Genomic DNA, 18,760 nt, shown 5'->3' with positions numbered 1-18,760 from the left:
GCCGTCGTCAGCGCGCGCAGCGCAGGACTCGACAACAGCAGATCGGGCCTGACCTTCCGTTTGGCCAGGCGCTTGCCCATCTGGGGCGCCTCTTTGCGCCCCCGATCGGCCAACGGCCGATCCCGGTCGGACAGGGTCGGTTCGTCCTTGCTCGACTTGGCATGCCTCACGAGAAACAGAGTCTTCATTGCAATGCGGTGTCCAGGTTCCACCGTCACTTTGCCGGATTGCGTAACCCCTTGCCTCATGACAAGTTTGATCGGAACTGGGCGAGGCGGTGCACCAGGTCGTCTACTTCGGAGTCACACTCGGGCGAGCGGTAGCAGGCCTAGCTGTGAAGAGTCAACAGGTCCTGCTGCTTCGCGGTTTCGCTCCCGCGAGGTCGCGCAGCGTCAGCGCACTCAGATCTGCCACCGTCCCACTTCGAACGTTCGACTTTGTCGGGGTTCGCAGTGGCGTCCGTAGCCGTTCCGGGTGAAACGGGTGCGACTCTCCACACTGCGGACAGTTGGCGACGGCGTTCGCTGGTTCGAGCCGAACGTGATCTTGTCCGAGTTCAGTGTGGCGACGCTGCGAAAAATGCGAGCGCTGGAGTTGGCGAGTCGCCTCCGGCCTGACGTCCCAGTCATCGTCATCAGCGAGGGGCACAACGAGCAGCTGGAACTCGAAGCCCTGCGCGAGGGTGCGTTCGACTGCGTACCCCGGAACGACAAGGCGCGGTTGCTCGCCGCCATGACGCATGCGTTGAGCGTGTTCCCATGAACGACGCTTTCGTGCCGAGGCTGAACGCGCCTGGCAGGAGAGTGAGATTCGCTTTCGACTCTTCATGCAGCACTTGCCGGGTGCCGTCTACATGAAAGACCTCGACGGCCGCTTCACCTACGTCAATTCGGTCGCCAGGCGATTGAGAAGGTGGACACACCGAAAGGTGCACGTGTCTTCCGAAGCATCAAGTTTCCGATCATCGGATTGGACGGGCACGCAGTCATGACTGGCGGCATCTCGATCGACGTGACGGAGGCGTCGCTCGACAGGCCCATGACAAGCTCTCAGTGAAGTTCGACTTCAGGCTCGTTGCAAGGTGGTTCGACGACGAATCATGTCGGGTTCATGCTGTGTCGCTTGTTTGGCTTGGGGCTGCGGAGGTTGCCGCCGTCGCGCCACGGTCCGGTTGTCAGCATTTGTATCTTCCCTTCCGTGCCGGGCCGATTGCCTTTATGTTCCCCGTCCCGACTTCATCCTTTGGAGACGAGCATGGACGAGTTCGCGGCCGCCCGCGCATACATCGACCCAGCAGATTCACGCGCCGCAGCCGGTGCACTGGTGCACGACTACAGCCGGCGCTACATTGCCGCTTCGCCGCACCGGATGGAACAACTTCTGGCGGCCTACCGAAGCAGCATGGAGCCGTCAATAGAAGACGACGACGGCATCGACGAGAGCTGACCGAGCCCCGCATCGCACCTCGAGAGGCAGGAGGCGTCGACGTCGTTGCGTGTCAGTGCTCCGTGTCTTCCAGGACCACGGCGGGAAACGCGAACTCCCGGCCCACGACAGCGCGTGCATAGAGGTAGTTCTCGCGAGCGCGCTCGCTCAGTTCGTCCAGAGGCACGTGACCTTCGGCGTCGCACGGAAAGACGAGCGACTTGCCGGTGTTGAAGAGCGACTGGAATCTGATGACGTGTGAGCAGTTCAAACAACCTCCGCGACGGAGCCTTCTCGAACCTTTAACGCTGTGACGGGCTCGACGGTTGTCGCGCAGGGGCTCCGCGTTGCTTTTAGGCCGGACCCAGGTGCTTCCCCACAAGGCCGGTCATCTCGAACATCGTCACCTCGTCCTTCCCCATGACCGCCTTCAGCGTGGCGTCGCAGAGGATGTTGCGCTTGTTCGCCGGGTTCTGGAGCTTGTGCGCCTTGATGTAGTCCCACAGGCGCTTGGTGACCTCTGTTCTTGGCAGCGGCTCTGCGCCGACGACCCTCGCAAGTTCGGGGCTCGGCTTGAGAGCCTTCATGAACGCGGTGGTCTTGGGGGTCGTTGTGCTGCTCATCGATGCTTCTCGAAGTGTTGGGACGCGGAGGATACCTGGGCGTGAGATGGTGGCCGAAGGTGCAACGCTTCGCCTCGCGCGCGAGGCCGAGCGTGGTGATGCGCCACGCCCATTGCGTACGTCCATGGCTTCATCTCACTGAGGGTCATGAGATGAGCCGAGGCTGCTTCGCCCATCCGGTGCATGACAGTTCCATGGCAGACCGGAGTAGGTGCTGCGCGGCAATACCGGCACTGACCTGCGCGTCGCCAAACCCCCTGCAGTGATGGCCGCCTGCAAGCCTTGGATGACGTGCCCGGCGTCGCTGGCCTGGGCGATCCCGCGCAGCACTGCCACTCCCGCCGCGCCACACCGCGCCGCCTCATGGCTGCGTTCGCCATCCATCCCGGCGATCGCCACCACGGGTTCGCGCAGCACGCGGCACCAGTAGGCCAGGTTGCCCGGACCTTGGGGGCGCCAGGGCATGTCCTTCGTGGTGGTGGCATGAATCGGGCCGCAGGCGATGTAGCTCGGCGTCCAGGTGTGAGCACGACACACTTCCCAATAGCTGTGGGTGCTCAGCCCGACCCGCATCCCGGCGTTGCGCAGCGCCTCCAGATCGGCCGTTGCCAGGTCTTCCTGGCCGAGATGAACGCCGTACGCGCCGTGCTCGATCGCCAGCTGCCAGTGGTCATTGATGAACAGCTGCGCCTGCACGCCGCGCGCCGCCTGCACACTTCGCGAGACCTCTCGCGACAAGTGTTCGCGGGTCCCCTCCTTGATGCGCAATTGCACCGTGCGTACGCCAGCATTCAACACCCGTTCGACCCAGGCTGAGCTGTCGACCACCGCGTAGAGACCCAGGCGTCGGTCGATGAGCGCGGCAAAGCCCTGGGGCTCGGCGTCTGCGCCGGCGTGCAGCGAAGGCATCAGTTCGGCATGCAGACCGAAGCCGCGCCGGGGTCGCACGGCCCCTGCGCCGCCCCCGGCCGGCACGGCCCGGCGCAGCGCCTCCGTGGTGCTCATCTTCGCGATCACGGCCGCGTCCGCGGTGCAGAAGTCCAGCGCGAGCGCGGCGGCCATCGAGGCGGCGAACACGCAGCCGCTGCCGTGGTGGTGCGGTGTGGCGACCCGGGGCAGTGCGAGCCACCCCTTCGCTTCGGGCGTGTCGATCCAGTCCAGTGAGCGTCGACCGCCGGCATCGCCGCCGGTGATGACCACGGCCGCAGGCCCCAGCGCGCGCAACGCGGCTGCTGCCCGCTCCACGGCCAAAGAAGCCGACATCGCGGCCGCGTCCCAGCCCAACAGCCAGGCCGCTTCGGCGCGGTTCGGCGTGATGACGGTGGACCGTGGCAGCAGTTCGCACAACATCGCCTCGCGCAACGCCGTGCTGGCGAGGTCGGCGCCGGTGGTCGCGCGCCACACCGGATCGATGACCAGCGCGATCGGCCGATCACGCCGCAGCCGGTCCACCCAGGCAGCGACGCAGCGCACGTTCTCAGGGCTGGCGAGCAAGCCGGTCTTGATGGCACTCGGCGGCATGTCGCTGGCGAGCGCAGAGAGCTGCGCATCAAGCAGGCCTGCGGCCACCGGTTCGACACGCTCGACGGCGACCGAGTTCTGCGCCGTGAGCGCGGCGACCGCCGTGCAGCCATGCAGGTCGAATGCATCGAACGTGCGCAGGTCGGCCTGCAGGCCGGCGCCCCCGCCGCTGTCGGATCCTGCGATGCTCCAGACCACGGGACGTGGCGAATCGCTCATGTCTTGCTCGCCGGTTGACATCACAGGTCGAAAGGCCGGCCACCGACCGGGGTCGACGCAATCGCCATGTCCTGCGGCGTCAGCAGACCTGACAGATGTCCGAGGCGTCCGGCCTCGATGGCCAGGCCGAACGCGCGCGCCATGCCCACCGGGTCGGCCGCCTGCGCAACGGCGGAGTTGAGCAGCACGGCGTCGAAACCGAACTCCATCGCGTGCGCCGCGTGCGAGGGCGCACCGATGCCGGCATCGACGATCAGCGTCAGCTCCGGCAGGCGCGCGCGCAAGGTGCGCAGCGCCCACGGGTTGAGCAGCCCCTGGCCCGACCCGATCGGCGCACCCCAGGGCATCAGGATGCGGCATCCGGCGTCGGCCAGCCGTTGAGCGCTCACCAGGTCGTCGGTGCAATACGGGAACACCTCGAAGCCATCCTTGACCAGTTGGGTGGCCGCCAAAGTGAGCTCCCACGGGTCGGGCTGCAACGTGTGCTCGTCGCCCACGACTTCGAGCTTGATCCAGTGCGTGCCGAGCAGTTCGCGCGCCATGTGCGCGAGCGTGACCGCCTCGCGCGCGGTACGGCAGCCAGCCGTGTTGGGCAGCAGGCGCGCGCCGCTGGCGCGGATGATGTCGATGAAGCCGTTGTCGGCGCCACCCGCGGCAAGCTGGCGTTTCAGCCCGACCGTCACGACCTGCGTGCCCGAGGCCGCGATGGCCTCGCGCAACACCAGCGGCGAAGGGTAGCCCGCCGTGCCGAGAAGAAAGCGGCTGCGCAGCGGCAGGCCGCCGAGCACGAAGTCGTCGTTGCTGTCGTCCATGTCAGCCGCCCACGATGGCCTGGAAGCAGGTCACCTTGTCGCCGTCACGCAAAACGTATTCATCGCGCTGGCTGCGCGCGACGAACTCGCCATTCAGCGCGGTGGCGATGCCTTCGGGCACGTGACCCAGCCGAACGATCAGATCAGCCAGGGTGCTGAAGGCGACGAGCGTGTGCGCCTGCCCATTCACGACGACATCGAGCGTCAGTGCGGCTGCGTCGTCGTCGTTGCTCATGCCGATACCTCCTGGGGTGTGAACGATGTCGCCACAGGCTGAAGCCCTGTCTCTCGCAACGCGTCTTCGATCAGCGCCGGAGCGATCAACCAGCCGTGGCGGAACAGCCCGTTGATGCGGGTCAATCCCGGTTGATAGTCGATGTGAGGAAGGTTGTCAGGCAGGGCAGGGCGCAGGTTCGTTTCGGTGCGCACGACACGCGCCTCGGCGAGTTCGGGCAGCACGCTGTGGGCCGCGCTGAGCAGGCCCAGCAAGGTGCGCACCGAGATCGGCGAGCGGTCTTCGGACTCGATCTCGCTCGCGCCCACGACGACGATGTCGTCCGGCCGGGGCACGAGGTACACACGAGAGCGCGGGTGCAGCAGACGCAGCGGGCGGCCGAGCTCGATGCCTGGCGCGTGCAGCCAGACGATCTCGCCGCGCACGCCGCGCACCGGCAGATCCGGTCGCGCGTCGACGCCGCGCACATCGAACACCGCGTCGAAGCGCTCCCCTTCGATGCGCCCCGGCGCCAGGTCACGAACAGGCTGCTGCCAGCGCCAGCACACCCCGCCTTGTGTGGCCGCGTCGGCCAGCGATTGCATCGCCTGTACGGTGTGAATCTGCCCTTCGCCTTCGAGCAGCCAGGCGTGGGTCGGGCCATGCACCGCGGGTTCCAGTTCGCGCAGCTGATCGGCTGTCAGCGCGCGTGGCGCATGTCCTGAAGACATCTTCGTCCGCAGCAGGCTGACGAGGCGCTGCGCAGCTCCGAGGTCGCTGCGGTGCGCGAGCAGCAGGCTGCCGTTGCGCCGGAAGTGCACCGGCTGCCGCAGTTGATTCACGATGTCGGCCCACAGTGCGAGCGAGCGCAGGCCGAGGTCGGCCACGTGGGCGTTGGCGCTCTCCAGCTCGGCCCAGGGACTGAGCATGCCCGCCGCGGTCCAGCCGGCAGCTCGACCGCGATCGAGCGGACCGGTTGCCGGGTCGAATACGGTGACCGCGTGCCCGAGTCGGGACAAGCGCCACGCCAACAGCCGGCCCAACAGGCCCGCGCCGGCGATGCCGACGTGCCGCTTGGCCATCGTTCAGGCACTCTCGGTCGGGGCAGCGTGGATCGGGATGTAGATCTCGCCGCCCCCGCGCTTGAACTCTTCGGACTTCGCCTCCAGCCCCTGCGCCAGGACCGCGTCTTCGCTCAGGCCTTGCGCCGCCGCGTAGTCGCGCACTTCCTGGGTGATCTTCATCGAGCAGAACTTGGGCCCGCACATGCTGCAGAAGTGCGCCTCCTTGCTCGAGTCCTTCGGCAGCGTCTCGTCGTGGAAGTCGCGTGCGGTGTCGGGGTCGAGGCTGAGGTTGAACTGGTCGTGCCAACGGAACTCGAAGCGCGCCTTCGAGAGCGCATCGTCGCGTGCCCGTGCGGTCGGATGGCCCTTGGCCACATCTGCTGCGTGCGCGGCGATCTTGTAGGCGACGATGCCGGCCTTCACGTCGTCGCGATCCGGCAGGCCGAGGTGTTCCTTCGGGGTCACGTAGCACAGCATCGCGGTGCCGAACCAGCCGATCATCGCCGCGCCGATCGCGCTCGAGATATGGTCGTAGCCTGGTGCGATGTCGATCGTCAACGGCCCGAGCGTGTAGAACGGCGCTTCATGGCAGTGCTTGAGCTGCTCTTCCATGTTGGCCTGGATCAGGTGCATCGGCACATGGCCCGGGCCCTCGATCATGGTCTGCACATCGTGCTTCCATGCAACCTGCGTGAGCTCGCCGAGGGTGCGCAGCTCGGCGAATTGCGCTTCGTCGTTGGCATCGGCACCACTACCGGGGCGCAGGCCGTCGCCGAGCGAGAAGCTCACGTCGTAGGCCTTCATGATGTCGCAGATGTCCTCGAAGTGCGTATAGAGAAAGCTTTCCTGGTGGTGCGAGATGCACCACTTGGCCATGATCGATCCGCCGCGCGACACGATCCCGGTGCGCCGGTTCGCGGTCAGGTGGATGTAGGCCAGGCGCACGCCGGCGTGGATGGTGAAGTAGTCCACGCCCTGCTCGGCCTGCTCGATCAGCGTGTCGCGGTAGATCTCCCACGTCAGGTCTTCGGCCACGCCGCCGACCTTCTCGAGCGCCTGATAGATCGGCACCGTGCCGATCGGCACCGGCGAGTTGCGCACGATCCAGTCGCGCGTGGTGTGGATGTTCCGGCCGGTCGACAGGTCCATCACGTTGTCCGCGCCCCAGCGGATCGCCCAGACGAGCTTCTCGACCTCTTCGTCAATGCTCGACGTGACCGCCGAGTTGCCGATGTTGGCGTTGATCTTGACGAGAAAGTTGCGGCCGATCGCCATCGGCTCGACCTCGGGGTGGTTGATGTTGGCCGGGATGATCGCGCGGCCGCGCGCCACCTCGTCGCGCACGAACTCGGGCGTGACGATGCGCGGGATCTGCGCGCCCATCGGGTTGCCTTGCAGCCGCTTTTCGCGCGATGCGTCGGCCAGGTACTCGGCCATCCACTCGCGCTTGCCGTTCTCGCGGATCGCGACGAATTCCATCTCGGGCGTGACGATGCCGCGCCGCGCGTAGTGCATCTGGGTGACGTTGCCGGAGCGGTTGGCACCCGTCTTCGCGCGGCGTGGCGAGCGTTGCAGCGCGGCGGCCTCGCGGCGCAGCGCGGCAAGCCGCTCGGCCTCGCGCGCTTCGTGCTTGGTGCCGTCGTCGAGCGCTTGCGGCGCACGGCCGGTATAGCCCTCGGTATCCCCGCGTGCATCGATCCAGCGTGCGCGCAACGGGGCGAGCCCCTGGCGCACGTCGATGGCGGCTGCGGCCTCGGTGTAGGGCCCCGAGGTGTCGTACAGCGCGATCGCTTCTCCGTTGGAAAGCAGGACCTCGCGCATCGGCACGCGCAGATCGGCATGCACGTTGCCGTGGGCGTAGACCTTCTTCGAGGCCGGGAACGGCTCGCGCGTCAGCGCCAGACGTTCGGCGAAGGTGGCAGGGTCGAACTTTTCGGGGGCGTTCATCGGGGCAACCTTTCCGTTGAGTGGGTGCTCCGGAAAGTGCCCCTGGGGCCGAGTCAGGGCTTCATGCCATGACCGCCACCAAGGAGAACAAATCGGCTCTTCTTCCGCCGGTATTAACCGGATCAAGTTCGTCGGGTTCGGCGTCTTCGCCATCTCAGCACTGCGTGCACCCCGGAGCAGCGCAGAGTCTACGGCCCCGGCGTTCCGAGCGTCAAGGGCGATAGGCTTGCGGTCAGACCGTGCGTTGCCGCGGCGATGCCGAATCGGCCGCCATGCCACCGGTCCGTTGATTGAGGGCTACGGCTCATGCTTCGGCGTTGGCCCTGTCGCTCGGCATCACGATCGCGGAGAAGAAGGCAGTCGATTCGGTGCGCGAGCTCTACGACCTTGCCCGCCGTGTTGCCCCAGCGTACATCGGCGTTTCACCCATCCGCGCGATGTCGCGGCGGATGCCTTCCTTGACGGACTCTGCGGCACCACCGGCCTCTACTTCTCTCGCTACGGCATCCACGACATCGCGGCTCCAGGAGGCCCAGTCCGGCCCGTATTGGTCGGTCAGGCTTCTCAGGCCCTGATCGATGAAGAATCGCAACACATCGGCTTTGGCACACCGAAGGGAAAAGGCCAGTCCTCTCAGTTGATCGTCCATGCCCTGCGGCAGATGGAAGGATCGGAGGACCATCGTGTCGGCGTCTTCAGCCATGTCGTACCCCTCGGACGTTTCTATATCGACATATATATGTCGATATGGCACATCTGTCAAGCCCGCGATGTCCTGGAGACGGAATTCCTGCCGCTTCGCTCAGCAATACCTCGAGAGAACCCGGTCAGCGAGCCATCCCAACCCCATCAGATTCGTTGACGCTGGCCCCTGAATGGTTCCCAGCCCCGGCACGTGCAATCCCTCCGGAAACGGCGCACCGTTCGAAAGCGTCCCGTGCACGCTCAAGTCACGCGCGATCGCCCTGAGGATTTGCTGCCGTCGCGGCCCATCGAAGAAGGGTCGCAGGCTCGACGCCGCAAAGAACTCATCCGCGAAACCCCATCGGTCGAAGCCGCGCGCGTCCACGATGACGGTGCCGGGCAGAATCTTCAACGGTGGGGCAGGGGGGCCGACGAAGATCGGGGGTGGACCGAGCGAAGGAAGCAAGGCGTGCGCTTGTGCCAACGCGGCATCCGGCGGCGCGTCCATTTCGAGTTCGAGCAAGTCCGGCTCGCCGGAACCGCCCGGACCCACGTTGCGGTAGCCGCGGGCTGAATAGGACTCGTAGGTGATGTTGTCGGAGACCAGATTGCGGAGCACGTAGTCCCAGACCACGGCCGCCGTGGTGCGGGACAGAAAGGCCTCGCGGACATGGGGCGCGAGTGCTTTCCAGGCATCGTCGTCGGTGAAAAGCCGGTCTTCGAACGGGCCGTCGTGGCGCGCGAAGAGGGTCGCCTCGCGGCCGACGATGGTGATCGGCAGGGTCGTCAGGCCTTTGCGAAGGAACCAGTACGCGATTGCAGCAGCGGTGCCTCCCGCCCCGATGATCAGGACGGAGGGGTCCGGCTCGGCGGACAGCAAGCGTTGCATCACCGGTATCGACTTCGGCTGCCAGAACGAAGTCCACGGACTTCACTTCATTGCGAACCAAGGACGTCGCACCCTGGTGAACGGCTTTGAACACCGCGTCGGTCAAATAGTCCGCGAACTCTCGATGCCGCGGCGGATTGCGACCATTGACGACCCAGTCGCGATAGCGCGCGCCTCCCGATGCGTTGATGGCAAAGGATTGCCACGAGAAGTCGCCGATCATCGCCTGGGCGACGCGGGGACCGTAGGTCATGGTGTCGTACGGAAAGCCGAGATCTCGCTCCGCCAGGGTACACAGAGGCTGTTCACCGTCCGTGTATCCGATGCTCCCTCGCCACGCGGCGCCCACCGGGTTGTTCTCGTAGAGATCGATGTGCGGAGGCGGGCGGTGGTGCCCCGCCGCACGCAGTGCCGCGGCCTTCGCGACGATGGCCGCGCCCTTTGGTCCGGCGCCGATGATCGCAAGCTTCTTGGTCATGTTCTTCTGCCTCCTCCGACGGGGCAGCCAGTGTGCATTCGATTCGGGGGCTGGCCCGAGAAGATGCATGGGGAGTCCTGCACCTGTCGGCGACGTCGCGCGCAACTCCGAACCCGCGAATCGTTCGTGATGGATCTCAGTGCGGCGCACGCGAACCGCGCGACAAGGCAATCCGCGGCTCGTTCACCGGCGTCAAGCAACTCGTCCAACGCATCGACCGGTTTGTAAGCCACCGCAACACGAACTCCCGGACGTTTCGCTGGACCGCCACTGCCTACTCGATCCTGGAGAAGCTTCATCGACCTTGCTCGCGTGTCAGCGGGACAGGGCGCTAGCGGGTTGCCGCGTCGCCCCGGTGGCCAGACACTCGGAGCGGTTGGCCTACGCTCCCCGAAATCATTACCTTGTTGCGACCGGCGCGGCCCCCGGCGCGAGCGTTACCAATGCTTGCGCCGAGCCGGGGCAAGGGTGCGAATATTTATGGTGTTGCTCGGCGTGTTGCATGGCAGTTTGGCGCGCGTTCTCCCATCTGTGGCATCAGCACGTCCCACCGCATCGAAGGAAGAGTTTTGGATCGCGACACGATCATCGGTGTGCCTTTCGAGGCACACGCTCCGTTGAGGTCGCTGCTCCAAGACCAGTCCGACCCCGATCTTGGCGTGCACGACGACGAAGTCAGCCAGCGCCTGTTCAAGATTCGGAGTGCCGACTCATCCGGGCAGCGCAGTTCGGCGAGCATTCTCATCAACCGCATGTACGGCAGGCGCGGCTACCGCAGCACGCCGTTGCCGGAGCAGCAACTGCCGACCCGCATCACGCTCGTGGCGAGCGAACACGAGGTCATGATCGGCACGATCACGATCGGGTTCGACTCGCCCGCGGGGTTGCACGCCGACGACCCTTTCCGCACTGAAACCGATGGACTGCGCGAAGCCGGTCGCCGGATCTGCGAGTTCACCAAGCTGGCCGTGGACAGCGTGGTCCGCTCCAAGCGGGTGCTGGCGTCCTTGTTCCATGTCGCCTACATCTTTGCCTACCGCACGATGGGTTTCGACACCTTGCTGATCGAGGTCAACCCCCGGCATGTCCGGTACTACCAGCGCATGCTCGGCTTCGAGCCGCTCGGGCCGCGGCGCCTGAACCGGCGTGTGAACGCACCTGCGGTGCTGCTGAGCCTGGACTTCTCGCACGCACACGACCAGATCGAACGTTACGGCGGCAGGCCCGAGTATTCGCTGGTCGAGCGGTCCTTGTACCCGTACTTCTTCTCGATTCAGGAAGAAGCCAGCATCGTCGGTCGACTCATGCGAAACCAACCCGATGCGGCCTACTTTCATGGCGGGTCGCCGCCATCCCGTTCGATGCGTACGGCGCGCTGACGCCGGACTGACGTGAACCCGGCGCCGGAATTCAGCTACGACGAGGCCTTTTCGAGGAACCTCGGCTGGGTGACCGAGGCGGAGCAGCGTCGGCTGCAGGGTTCGCGCGTGTGCATCGCCGGCCTCGGCGGGGTCGGCGGCGTCTACCTGCTCACGCTGGCAAGGCTGGGCGTGGGCGCGTTCTCGATCGCCGATTTCGACACCTACGCCCTGGCCAACTTCAACCGGCAAGTGGGTGCCACGCTGGCGTCGTTGAGTCGCCCGAAGATCGACGTGATGCTGGCGATGGCGCGAGACATCAACCCGGACCTCGATGTCCGCGTTTTCAACGAGGGGCTGAATCCCGACAACCTGGAGGCGTTTCTTGCCGACGGCGATGTCTATCTCGACGGGCTCGACTTCTTTGCGCTCGACATTCGACGCCGCGTGTTCGCGCTGTGCGCTGCCATGGCCATCCCGGCGACCACCGTGGCACCGCTCGGTATGGGCGCTGCGCTGCTGAACTTCGTGCCCGGCGGCATGACGTTCGAGGGGTACTTCCGTCTCGAAGGCCATACCGCGGACGAGCAGGCACTCCGGTTTCTGGTCGGTCTGTCGCCTGCGATGCTGCAGATGTCCTACCTCGTCGATCCTTCGCGGGTCGACCTTGCCAGCCGGCGCGGCCCTTCGACCGTCATCGGCGTGCAGCTGTGCAGCGGCATCGCAGCCGTTCAGGTGCTCAAACTGATCCTGGGGCGCGGCGAGGTCCCGGCTGCGCCAAGCGGCCTGCATTTCGATGCGTTCCGCAACCGCCTCAGGCGCACCTGGCGACCCGGTGGAAATCGCCATCCGCTGCAGCGCCTGCTGCTCGCGGTTGCGAAGCGACGGTTGCGGGGCGCCTGAGCCGATGTTGCCTGAGCTGCAGCAGCTGCGTCGAATTCTGAGCGCCGGCATCCTCGCGCCGTCGGCCGAGAACAAGCACTACCTGCGTTTTCGCGTCGCGCAAGACTCGGTGAGTCTGGCCAGCACCGATCGCGCGTCGTGGGCGGCGTTGCCGCATCGCCGGTTCCTGGCCTTGCTTTCGTATGGTGCGGTGCTGGAGAACATCGCGTTGCGCTCCGCGCATCTCGGGCATGGCCTCGTGGCCGACTTGTTTCCGGACCCTGCCGAGCCCGACCTGATCGCGCAGTTGCGCTGGGCTTCGCCGGCGCCGCCCCCTGACCCGCTGGACCGGGCGATCGAAGGCCGGCACACGAATCGCCGCTTCTACGCCCACGCGAGCCTGCCGGGCGAGACCCTTGCGCAGTTGTCGGCCGCAGCCGCTGCAACGCCCGGCGCGCGGCTCGTGTGGCTCGACGATGCGGACAGCCGCGGCCTCGCACTCCAGACCATCCGAATCGCGGAAACAGAGCGCTTCCTGCGACCCGCGCTGCACCACGAATTGTTCGGCGCCGTGCGTTTCGACAACGGCTGGCGGCGCACCACCGATGAATGGCTGCCGCTCGCCGCATTGCAGATCGAGCCGCCGATGCGCCTCCCGTTTGCGCTGTTGCGCCACTGGCCGCTGATGCGCGCGTCGACATGGCTCGGCGCGCACCTCGCGCTGGGCTTGCGCGCCGGATATCTGCCCTGCGCGTTGGCGCCGCACATCGGTCTGCTGGTCGTCGATGACCAACGCGATGACATGGGCGTTATTCGGGCCGGGCGCGGGTTCCAGCGCTTGTGGCTTGCGGCGCAGGCTGCGGGCCTGGCGCTGCAGCCGATGGCTGCGGCGACGGTGCTGGCGCACCAGGCCCCTGCGCCCGGCTGGGTTCGCGCCGACGTGAAGCGGCGGCTGCAGAAGCAATTGGCGCGACTCGCCGGTGACCCCGGGGCCCGCCCTTGCATGCTGTTTCGCGCGGGCCGCGCGAAGCCACCTACCGTCGTCACTGGGCGCTTGGCGCTGGATCATTACCTCGTGTGAGAGAGGTTTCCAATTGATCGGTGCGTTGCCACCGATTCAGTGCTCAGGCGGCCACGCCTCGCACTCCAGCTCAGCGACGATGACCGGATCGAAAGCGCCGACATCGACCCACATCTCGCTCGCGATCGAGGTCAGCGCGAGCCGGTCGTGATGCGGACGCAACTCCAGCAGTCGAGCAGTGCAACTGGCAACCCATTGCTCGCGACCCGCCGGAGCCGATTCGGCCATCCGATCAAGGCGGGTGTCGCGCGCCGGCGCAGGCGCTCTGTTGCGCCGCGTGGGGAACGAGGTGGACGTCATCTTCGGCTCCTGTTCGGAACAGCCGGTGTCGTCAGTACGGGTACTGCCCGCAGGGCGACCGCGCGGCTGCGATCGGACAAATTCGACATGTCGCGGCGTCGCCGGTTCGCCGCAGATTTGTAATCGGCACCATTCATCGGGGGGGAGAGTGCCGATGCGGCGTGTTCGCTTACAGCTTCGGAATCGGCACCTTGATTTAATTGCTTGTCCGAAGGTTGGACAAGGTTTGTGCTCCCCGAAATTACCCAAGGAGTTTCAAATGAGGAAGACAGTTTTCTCTATCGCAGTCGGTGCCGCCCTGCTAGGGGGTTCGGGTGCCGCATTGGCCGTCGACATCGGCGGACTCAACGTGCCCCTGGGTGCGACCTTCGCGGTCGCACAGGTCTACGAGAACGTCGTCACCGGCGTGGGCCAGACGCTCTCGGGCTACGGCGAAGTCGACTCGATCAACGGAACGGCCGTCAACACGTTGTGCAGCGGCTGCGAGCTGACCTACCGTTTCACCGATTACGTCGTGTCGTCAATCTCGGCGACCGACATCAAGTTCAGCGGTGGAGTGGTCACCTTCTATCTCGGCTTCGGCGCCGACAATGACTTCAACGCATTCACCAGCGGCAGCTCTGCCGCCGATCTGGCAGCCGCCACCAATGGCACGGTGTTCCTGAACCTGTCGGGCCATGCGATCGACGCTGCGGGCAACACCTTCGCGGGCACGGGCCTGAACATTGGCTCAGCAACGCCATCGGGCACGGGCTCGGGCCTCGCCGACGTCAACACCAGTGGGAGCGGCATCGCGAATGCCTACTTCAATACCAACTCGGTGCCGGCATTGTTCGGCGGCGGCAACGCCGACTTCCTGCTGACCTCGTCGTTCAGCGGCCTGTTCCCGCCGCATCCGGCGGAATGCACCCAGGGCCAGGGACCGTCGTGTGTGAGCGGGAGTGCCGACTTCCGCAGCGTGACGGCAGTCCCGGAACCGGAGACCTACGCGCTGATGCTGGCCGGCCTCGGTGTCATGGCCTTCATCACCCGCCGTCGCAAGGCTTGAGCGAAGCCCGCTTGTGCCTGGCCAGTCGGTGCGAACTGACTGGCCTCATCCTTGTTCGGACGTCGGTGGAACAGAGGCCGACCGATGGAAGTTGAGGTCACTCGGCTGCGCCGGCGCGGCCATCCACTCGATCCCGACGAGCTTGACCCGCCGATGCGCGGCGACTTGATCGTGAAGGTCGATCGGGACCGCCCCGATGGATTGGTCATGCGTGAGGCGCGCCTGATCGTCTACATCGGCATGCCCAGGACGCCATGCTCGATCCTCCCACGCCTGGTCGACGCGCGGATGGTCGAGATCGACGGCGTCACGCTCACGCTGATCGGTGTCGAGCGCGACGCTGCGGCGAACGACAGGGGGCCGGAGCACGTGCAGGTCTGGCGCTGCACGCTGTTGACGGGCCTCAGTCCCGGATTGGGGCCGCGGCCATCTCGTAGCCAGGGCACAGCAAATCAAGGGGCCTAGGGATCGCGAACAAGCTCGATCAGCCGGCGGCTCGCGAATCCGATACCTCGCGATCGTCCGATGAGCCCTGCTGGGGTTGCCGAACCGCCTCGGACCGCACGAATTGAATTGTCGCGGCCAAGCCGTGCCCCGACTCCGGCGTGTGCAGCGATACCGTCGCGTTCATCCGCGACGCGAACTCACGGACGATCGGCAATCCCAGTCCGCATCCGCTTGAGTCGCCATCGTGCACTCTGTAGAAGCGCTCGAAGACGCGCTCCCGCTCAGGCAGCGGTATTCCGGGACCGTTGTCCTCCACGATCAACGTGACGCTTGAACTCGAGACCAGGATCTTGCTGGTGACGATGCCGCCACGCTGGATGTATCGAATCGCGTTGTCGACCAAATTCATGACAATCTCTCGCAGCGCGACAGGGTGGCCGCAGACCAGCGGTGCGGTCCCGATCATCTCGAAGCCGAGATCGATTTCCTTGGCCTGTGCCTGCCCCGCCAGGTCTTCCAAGACTTGCCTTACAACCACATCCAGCTCGACCGACGCACCTGCATACGGCCTCTCGGACAGGCCGTGCGCTTCGGCCGACGACAAGGTGAGAAGCTGATTGACCAGGTGCACGGACTGATTCACGGTTTGCCGGATCGCGGCCAACGATTCGGCACTTCCGGCGGCGTCGGTCGACCGCACCGCATAACTGACTTGGGTGCTTAGCAACGTCAGCGGCGTGCGCAACTGGTGTGCGGCGTCCTGGACGAAGTTGCGTTGAGCGTTGGTGTAGTGATTCAGCCGCTGTGCGTACTCATTGATCGCGACCACCAAAGGCGCCAACTCCGCAGGGATCGCCCTGAATTCCAGAGGTTGCAGTGCGCCGGGCTCGCGCGCGAGCACCGCGTCGCGCAAGTTGATCAGAGGCTGAAGACCGTGGCGCAGCCCGTACAGGATCAGGATCGCGGCCAACGCCAGGATCAGCAGTTGCTGAACCATGGCGTGCAGCCAGAGACTGCGGGTCAGTCTCTCGTGGCCACGCATGGTCTGGGCAATCTGGACGAGCACGGGTTGAATGCCCGAATCCGTCAGCGCCGGCTGCACGAATGCGACGGCACGCACCGGCGCATTGCGCACCTGTGCGTCGAAGAAGCGCGGAACCTCCGGCTGAAGCGCCACACCCGGCACGGCAAGTTCCGCGTAGCCCGCAACCATCTGACCCGCCGCGGTCGTGACACGGTAGTACACGCGATCGACGTCATTCGATTCGAAAAGCTCCAGCGCCGCGGGAGGGATGTGCTCTTGGAAACCGCCGTCTTCGAAATGAAGTTGCTCGGCGACGATGCGTGCGGACCCCAACAGCAGACGGTCCTGCATGACCGACGCGGTGTTGCTTGAATTCTTGTAGCTGATCGATCCGTCGATGGCCACGGCGCTTGCGAGCGGCAGCATCACCCAGGCCAGCAGCCTGACCCGAAGGCTAGGGGCCACGATGAACTTGGCGCAGCAGGTAACCGAGGCCGCGCAGGGTGACGATGGTGGCATCGCTGCCTTCGAGCTTCTTGCGCACTCGATGTATGTATATCTCGATGGCATCGACGGACATGCTCTCGTCCATGGAAAAGAGGCTCTGTGCCAACGCCGTCTTCGATACCGTGCTGCCCATCTTCATCGCCAGTACCTCTAGCACGGCCCGTTCGCGCGGTGCCAGCGCCAAGACCTGACCCGAAAGAGTGAACTCGTGCGTGTTCGTGTTGTACAGGAGATCGCCGCACTCGATGATTGGATTGACGATCTGGGCCGAACGTCGCAGCAGCACCCGAATGCGTGCCTCGAGTTCTTCCACGTCGAAGGGCTTTGCTACATAGTCGTCCGCGCCGTGGTTCAACTCGCTGACTCGGCTCTGCATCGTGTCGGTGGCTGTCAGCACCAGCACCGGCGTGCGGTTGTTGCGTGCGCGCAGATGTCGCAACACTTCCTGGCCACCCATCTTGGGCAGCGCGAGATCGAGGATCACCAGGTCGTACGCGTCAGCGCGCAGGGCGAAGTCGGCGTCGGCGCCGTTGTCGAGCCAGTCGACCGTGTATTGCTGCTTTCGCAGTGTTCGACACAGCCACTCGGCCAGCGCCTTGTTGTCCTCGACGAGCAGTATGCGCATCAGACCTCGCGAGCTTCCGAGTCAATGCGCGTCATCGGGGTACGGCCGAGGTGAATGCGGTTGTGTAGGTCCGGCCCAGGTCGATGGGCTTCGCCTGCACCGATCGGTTGACGACCTTCATGATTTTCAGCACGGTGGCTGGTCCCGACGGAGGCATCGCACCGTCTCTGATGAACATCGACTTGCTGTCACGCAATGCCGCGATGTAGAGCGCCGAGTCGCCGCGACTGAAGTCCGCAGGAAGCTGCGCTTCGATGTCGCCCGCCGAGTGACTGTCGATGTATCGCAAGGCCTTGACCAGCGCATTCACGAGTCGTTGAACCTCGCCATGGTGCGCGTCGGCCCAGCGTGTCGTGACGTACAGGCAGGCGCCCGGATAGATGCCCCCGAGGATCTTCTCGGTGGCTTGCGGTGTGCGCAAATCGACCATCAGGCGTGCATCGCCCGCCTGCAGCAGGCGCGAAACCGTCGGCTCGGTCGTCATGCCAGCATCGATCCGACCCTGCTGGATGGCCGCCACGAATCCGGCGCCTGATCCGACCGCGACGAAGCGTACGTCGGCGAGTTTCACACCGTGGATCGCCGCGAGGTACTGGCTCAACAGGTGGGTCGACGACCCGAGTCCTGTCACACCCAAAACGCGCCCCTTGAAGTCGGCCGGACTGCGCATGGCATCGGACACCCGGACGGACACGATCTCCGCCTCGCCGGGAGCCTGGCTGAACTGGACGACGGACTGCACGAACTTGCCCTTGGCCTGCAAGTCGATGGTGTGGTCGTAAAAACCGACGACGCCCTGGACCGCGCCGGTCAGCAGTTCGTCCTCGGCGTTGACGCCCGACGTGTCGCTGAGCAACTGCACGTCCAGTCCCTGCTCCCTGAAATAGCCGAGACGGTCGGCGAGTGCGGCGGGCAGATAGATCTGCTTCTCGATGCCGGCCACCATGATGCGGATCGGGTCGTTTGCGGCCCGCGACAGGGTGCACGCAAGTCCGAGACAAGCGCAAACCAGCAAGCGCCGCGCGAAGCTTGTGAGGGTTTGCCTGTTCATCTCGAGTCTCCAGCGACCGGCTCTTCGGCCAGGCGGTTCTCGTCAAACCGCGCCAGTCGATCTTACGTGCCCACGGCGCCCGGTTCGCCCGAATGCGGACCCCGTGTTGCTCGCGCATCTAAGGACTTTCCCGCGCGCGGCAAAGCCGAAAGCCAGTCGAAAGCTTGCAGCCCCTAGCCTGCCGACCCAACAGCGCCAGTGGCTTCCGACAAACGGCGAAATTCCAACGAGACAACCATGACTCTCTCTCACTTCCGGCGCATCGCGTTGCTGATCGCTGCCCTGAACGTCGCGATGCCGTCGATCACGTGGGCTCAGGCGCCGATCGTCATCAAGTTCAGCCACGTCGTCGCCCCCGACACGCCGAAGGGCAAGGGCGCGATCAAGTTCAAGGAACTCGCCGAAGAGCGCACCAAGGGCAAGGTCAAGGTCGAGGTCTACCCGAACAGCCAGCTCTACAAGGACAAGGAAGAACTCGAGGCGCTGCAGCTCGGCTCGGTGCAGATGCTGGCACCCTCGCTCGCGAAGTTCGGCCCGCTCGGCGTGAAGGAATTCGAAGTC

General features: G+C 65.4%; 22 protein-coding genes, 2 pseudogenes and 1 riboswitch. Of the genes and pseudogenes, 10 read left to right on the top strand and 14 right to left on the bottom strand.

Annotated features, from left to right (window positions below; all coding sequences use genetic code 11):
* Positions 1 to 188 (bottom strand): SixA phosphatase family protein (locus tag AC1DTW_RS27210; RefSeq protein ID WP_477985007.1); only part of this gene is annotated, 188 nt, incomplete at its 3' end.
* Between the two features lie 352 nt (positions 189 to 540).
* Between AC1DTW_RS27210 and AC1DTW_RS27205 the strand changes: the two genes are divergently transcribed.
* The 3 genes from AC1DTW_RS27205 (at position 541) to AC1DTW_RS27195 (ending at position 1,446) form a co-directional block, all read left to right on the top strand.
* The gene (locus AC1DTW_RS27205) at positions 541 to 762 is read left to right on the top strand and encodes a hypothetical protein (RefSeq protein ID WP_477985005.1); all 222 of its coding nucleotides are present in this window, start codon (positions 541 to 543) and stop codon (positions 760 to 762) included.
* Positions 763 to 808: 46 nt separating this feature from the next.
* Positions 809 to 991: a hypothetical protein gene (locus AC1DTW_RS27200; protein ID WP_477985009.1), complete on the top strand. Its 183-nt coding sequence runs from the start codon at positions 809 to 811 to the stop codon at positions 989 to 991.
* Positions 992 to 1,254: 263 nt separating this feature from the next.
* On the top strand, positions 1,255 to 1,446 hold the full coding sequence (locus AC1DTW_RS27195; protein ID WP_477985003.1) for a hypothetical protein: 192 nt from the start codon (positions 1,255 to 1,257) through the stop codon (positions 1,444 to 1,446).
* Between the two features lie 52 nt (positions 1,447 to 1,498).
* Here AC1DTW_RS27195 and AC1DTW_RS27190 read toward each other — a convergent pair whose 3' ends face one another.
* The 9 genes from AC1DTW_RS27190 to AC1DTW_RS27150 all read right to left on the bottom strand — a co-directional run bounded on the left by AC1DTW_RS27190 (position 1,499) and on the right by AC1DTW_RS27150 (position 9,398).
* Positions 1,499 to 1,696, bottom strand: coding sequence for a hypothetical protein (locus AC1DTW_RS27190; protein ID WP_477985001.1), 198 nt, complete (start codon positions 1,694 to 1,696; stop codon positions 1,499 to 1,501).
* A gap of 82 nt (positions 1,697 to 1,778) precedes the next feature.
* Positions 1,779 to 2,048 carry an SWIB/MDM2 domain-containing protein gene (locus AC1DTW_RS27185; RefSeq protein ID WP_477984999.1) on the bottom strand — a complete coding sequence of 90 codons (270 nt, stop codon included), beginning with the start codon at positions 2,046 to 2,048 and terminating at the stop codon, positions 1,779 to 1,781.
* 135 nt (positions 2,049 to 2,183) lie between these two features.
* Positions 2,184 to 3,788 (bottom strand): bifunctional hydroxymethylpyrimidine kinase/phosphomethylpyrimidine kinase, encoded by a 1,605-nt coding sequence (gene thiD / locus AC1DTW_RS27180; protein WP_477984997.1) that lies wholly within the window; start codon positions 3,786 to 3,788, stop codon positions 2,184 to 2,186.
* Positions 3,789 to 3,808: 20 nt separating this feature from the next.
* Complete coding sequence (locus AC1DTW_RS27175; protein WP_477984995.1) at positions 3,809 to 4,600, bottom strand: thiazole synthase; 792 nt, start codon at positions 4,598 to 4,600, stop codon at positions 3,809 to 3,811.
* A gap of 1 nt (position 4,601) precedes the next feature.
* Positions 4,602 to 4,835, bottom strand: coding sequence for a sulfur carrier protein ThiS (gene thiS / locus AC1DTW_RS27170; RefSeq protein WP_477984993.1), 234 nt, complete (start codon positions 4,833 to 4,835; stop codon positions 4,602 to 4,604).
* A complete protein-coding gene (locus tag AC1DTW_RS27165; RefSeq protein ID WP_477984991.1) occupies positions 4,832 to 5,896 on the bottom strand; it encodes an FAD-dependent oxidoreductase in 1,065 nt (354 codons plus the stop codon). The genes thiS and AC1DTW_RS27165 overlap by 4 nt, the downstream gene beginning before the upstream one ends.
* A gap of 3 nt (positions 5,897 to 5,899) precedes the next feature.
* Positions 5,900 to 7,825 carry a phosphomethylpyrimidine synthase ThiC gene (thiC, locus tag AC1DTW_RS27160; protein WP_477984989.1) on the bottom strand — a complete coding sequence of 642 codons (1,926 nt, stop codon included), beginning with the start codon at positions 7,823 to 7,825 and terminating at the stop codon, positions 5,900 to 5,902.
* An 82-nt stretch (positions 7,826 to 7,907) separates the two neighbouring features.
* Positions 7,908 to 8,009, bottom strand: a riboswitch (TPP riboswitch).
* Positions 8,010 to 8,204: 195 nt separating this feature from the next.
* The gene (locus tag AC1DTW_RS27155; RefSeq protein WP_477984987.1) at positions 8,205 to 8,528 is read right to left on the bottom strand and encodes a hypothetical protein; all 324 of its coding nucleotides are present in this window, start codon (positions 8,526 to 8,528) and stop codon (positions 8,205 to 8,207) included.
* Positions 8,529 to 8,627: 99 nt separating this feature from the next.
* Positions 8,628 to 9,398, bottom strand: coding sequence for a hypothetical protein (locus AC1DTW_RS27150; protein WP_477984985.1), 771 nt, complete (start codon positions 9,396 to 9,398; stop codon positions 8,628 to 8,630).
* Positions 9,399 to 10,037: 639 nt separating this feature from the next.
* On the opposite strand from AC1DTW_RS27150, the pseudogene AC1DTW_RS27145 reads away from it, so the two are divergent.
* The 4 genes and pseudogenes from AC1DTW_RS27145 to AC1DTW_RS27130 form a co-directional block, all read left to right on the top strand.
* Positions 10,038 to 10,211 (top strand): annotated as a pseudogene (locus AC1DTW_RS27145) (IS630 family transposase); the annotation flags it as partial.
* Positions 10,212 to 10,445: 234 nt separating this feature from the next.
* The gene (locus AC1DTW_RS27140; protein WP_477984983.1) at positions 10,446 to 11,255 is read left to right on the top strand and encodes an N-acyl amino acid synthase FeeM domain-containing protein; all 810 of its coding nucleotides are present in this window, start codon (positions 10,446 to 10,448) and stop codon (positions 11,253 to 11,255) included.
* 12 nt (positions 11,256 to 11,267) lie between these two features.
* Complete coding sequence (locus AC1DTW_RS27135; protein ID WP_477984981.1) at positions 11,268 to 12,137, top strand: ThiF family adenylyltransferase; 870 nt, start codon at positions 11,268 to 11,270, stop codon at positions 12,135 to 12,137.
* Between the two features lie 190 nt (positions 12,138 to 12,327).
* A complete protein-coding gene (locus AC1DTW_RS27130) occupies positions 12,328 to 13,197 on the top strand; it encodes a hypothetical protein (protein WP_477984979.1) in 870 nt (289 codons plus the stop codon).
* A 36-nt stretch (positions 13,198 to 13,233) separates the two neighbouring features.
* Here the strand turns inward: AC1DTW_RS27130 and AC1DTW_RS27125 are convergent, their stop codons facing one another.
* Positions 13,234 to 13,497, bottom strand: coding sequence for a hypothetical protein (locus AC1DTW_RS27125; protein WP_477984977.1), 264 nt, complete (start codon positions 13,495 to 13,497; stop codon positions 13,234 to 13,236).
* 259 nt (positions 13,498 to 13,756) lie between these two features.
* Between AC1DTW_RS27125 and AC1DTW_RS27120 the strand changes: the two genes are divergently transcribed.
* Positions 13,757 to 14,545, top strand: a complete 789-nt coding sequence (locus AC1DTW_RS27120; RefSeq protein WP_477984975.1) for a PEP-CTERM sorting domain-containing protein — start codon at positions 13,757 to 13,759, stop codon at positions 14,543 to 14,545.
* Between the two features lie 84 nt (positions 14,546 to 14,629).
* Positions 14,630 to 15,010 (top strand): hypothetical protein, encoded by a 381-nt coding sequence (locus AC1DTW_RS27115; protein WP_477984973.1) that lies wholly within the window; start codon positions 14,630 to 14,632, stop codon positions 15,008 to 15,010.
* Between the two features lie 19 nt (positions 15,011 to 15,029).
* Here AC1DTW_RS27115 and AC1DTW_RS27110 read toward each other — a convergent pair whose 3' ends face one another.
* From AC1DTW_RS27110 to AC1DTW_RS27100, 3 genes are read right to left on the bottom strand one after another with little or no spacing between them, the layout of a single operon-like run.
* Complete coding sequence (locus AC1DTW_RS27110; protein ID WP_477984971.1) at positions 15,030 to 16,442, bottom strand: sensor histidine kinase; 1,413 nt, start codon at positions 16,440 to 16,442, stop codon at positions 15,030 to 15,032.
* Positions 16,443 to 16,470: 28 nt separating this feature from the next.
* The gene (locus tag AC1DTW_RS27105) at positions 16,471 to 17,148 is read right to left on the bottom strand and encodes a response regulator (protein WP_477984969.1); all 678 of its coding nucleotides are present in this window, start codon (positions 17,146 to 17,148) and stop codon (positions 16,471 to 16,473) included.
* Between the two features lie 31 nt (positions 17,149 to 17,179).
* Positions 17,180 to 18,199 carry an ABC transporter substrate-binding protein gene (locus tag AC1DTW_RS27100; protein WP_477984967.1) on the bottom strand — a complete coding sequence of 340 codons (1,020 nt, stop codon included), beginning with the start codon at positions 18,197 to 18,199 and terminating at the stop codon, positions 17,180 to 17,182.
* 294 nt (positions 18,200 to 18,493) lie between these two features.
* Between AC1DTW_RS27100 and AC1DTW_RS27095 the strand changes: the two are divergent.
* A pseudogene (locus AC1DTW_RS27095) lies at positions 18,494 to 18,760 on the top strand (C4-dicarboxylate ABC transporter); the annotation flags it as partial.

It is taken from the genome of Rhizobacter sp. P5_A1 (assembly GCF_056400745.1).
This window is presented reverse-complemented; position numbering and strand designations above follow the sequence as displayed.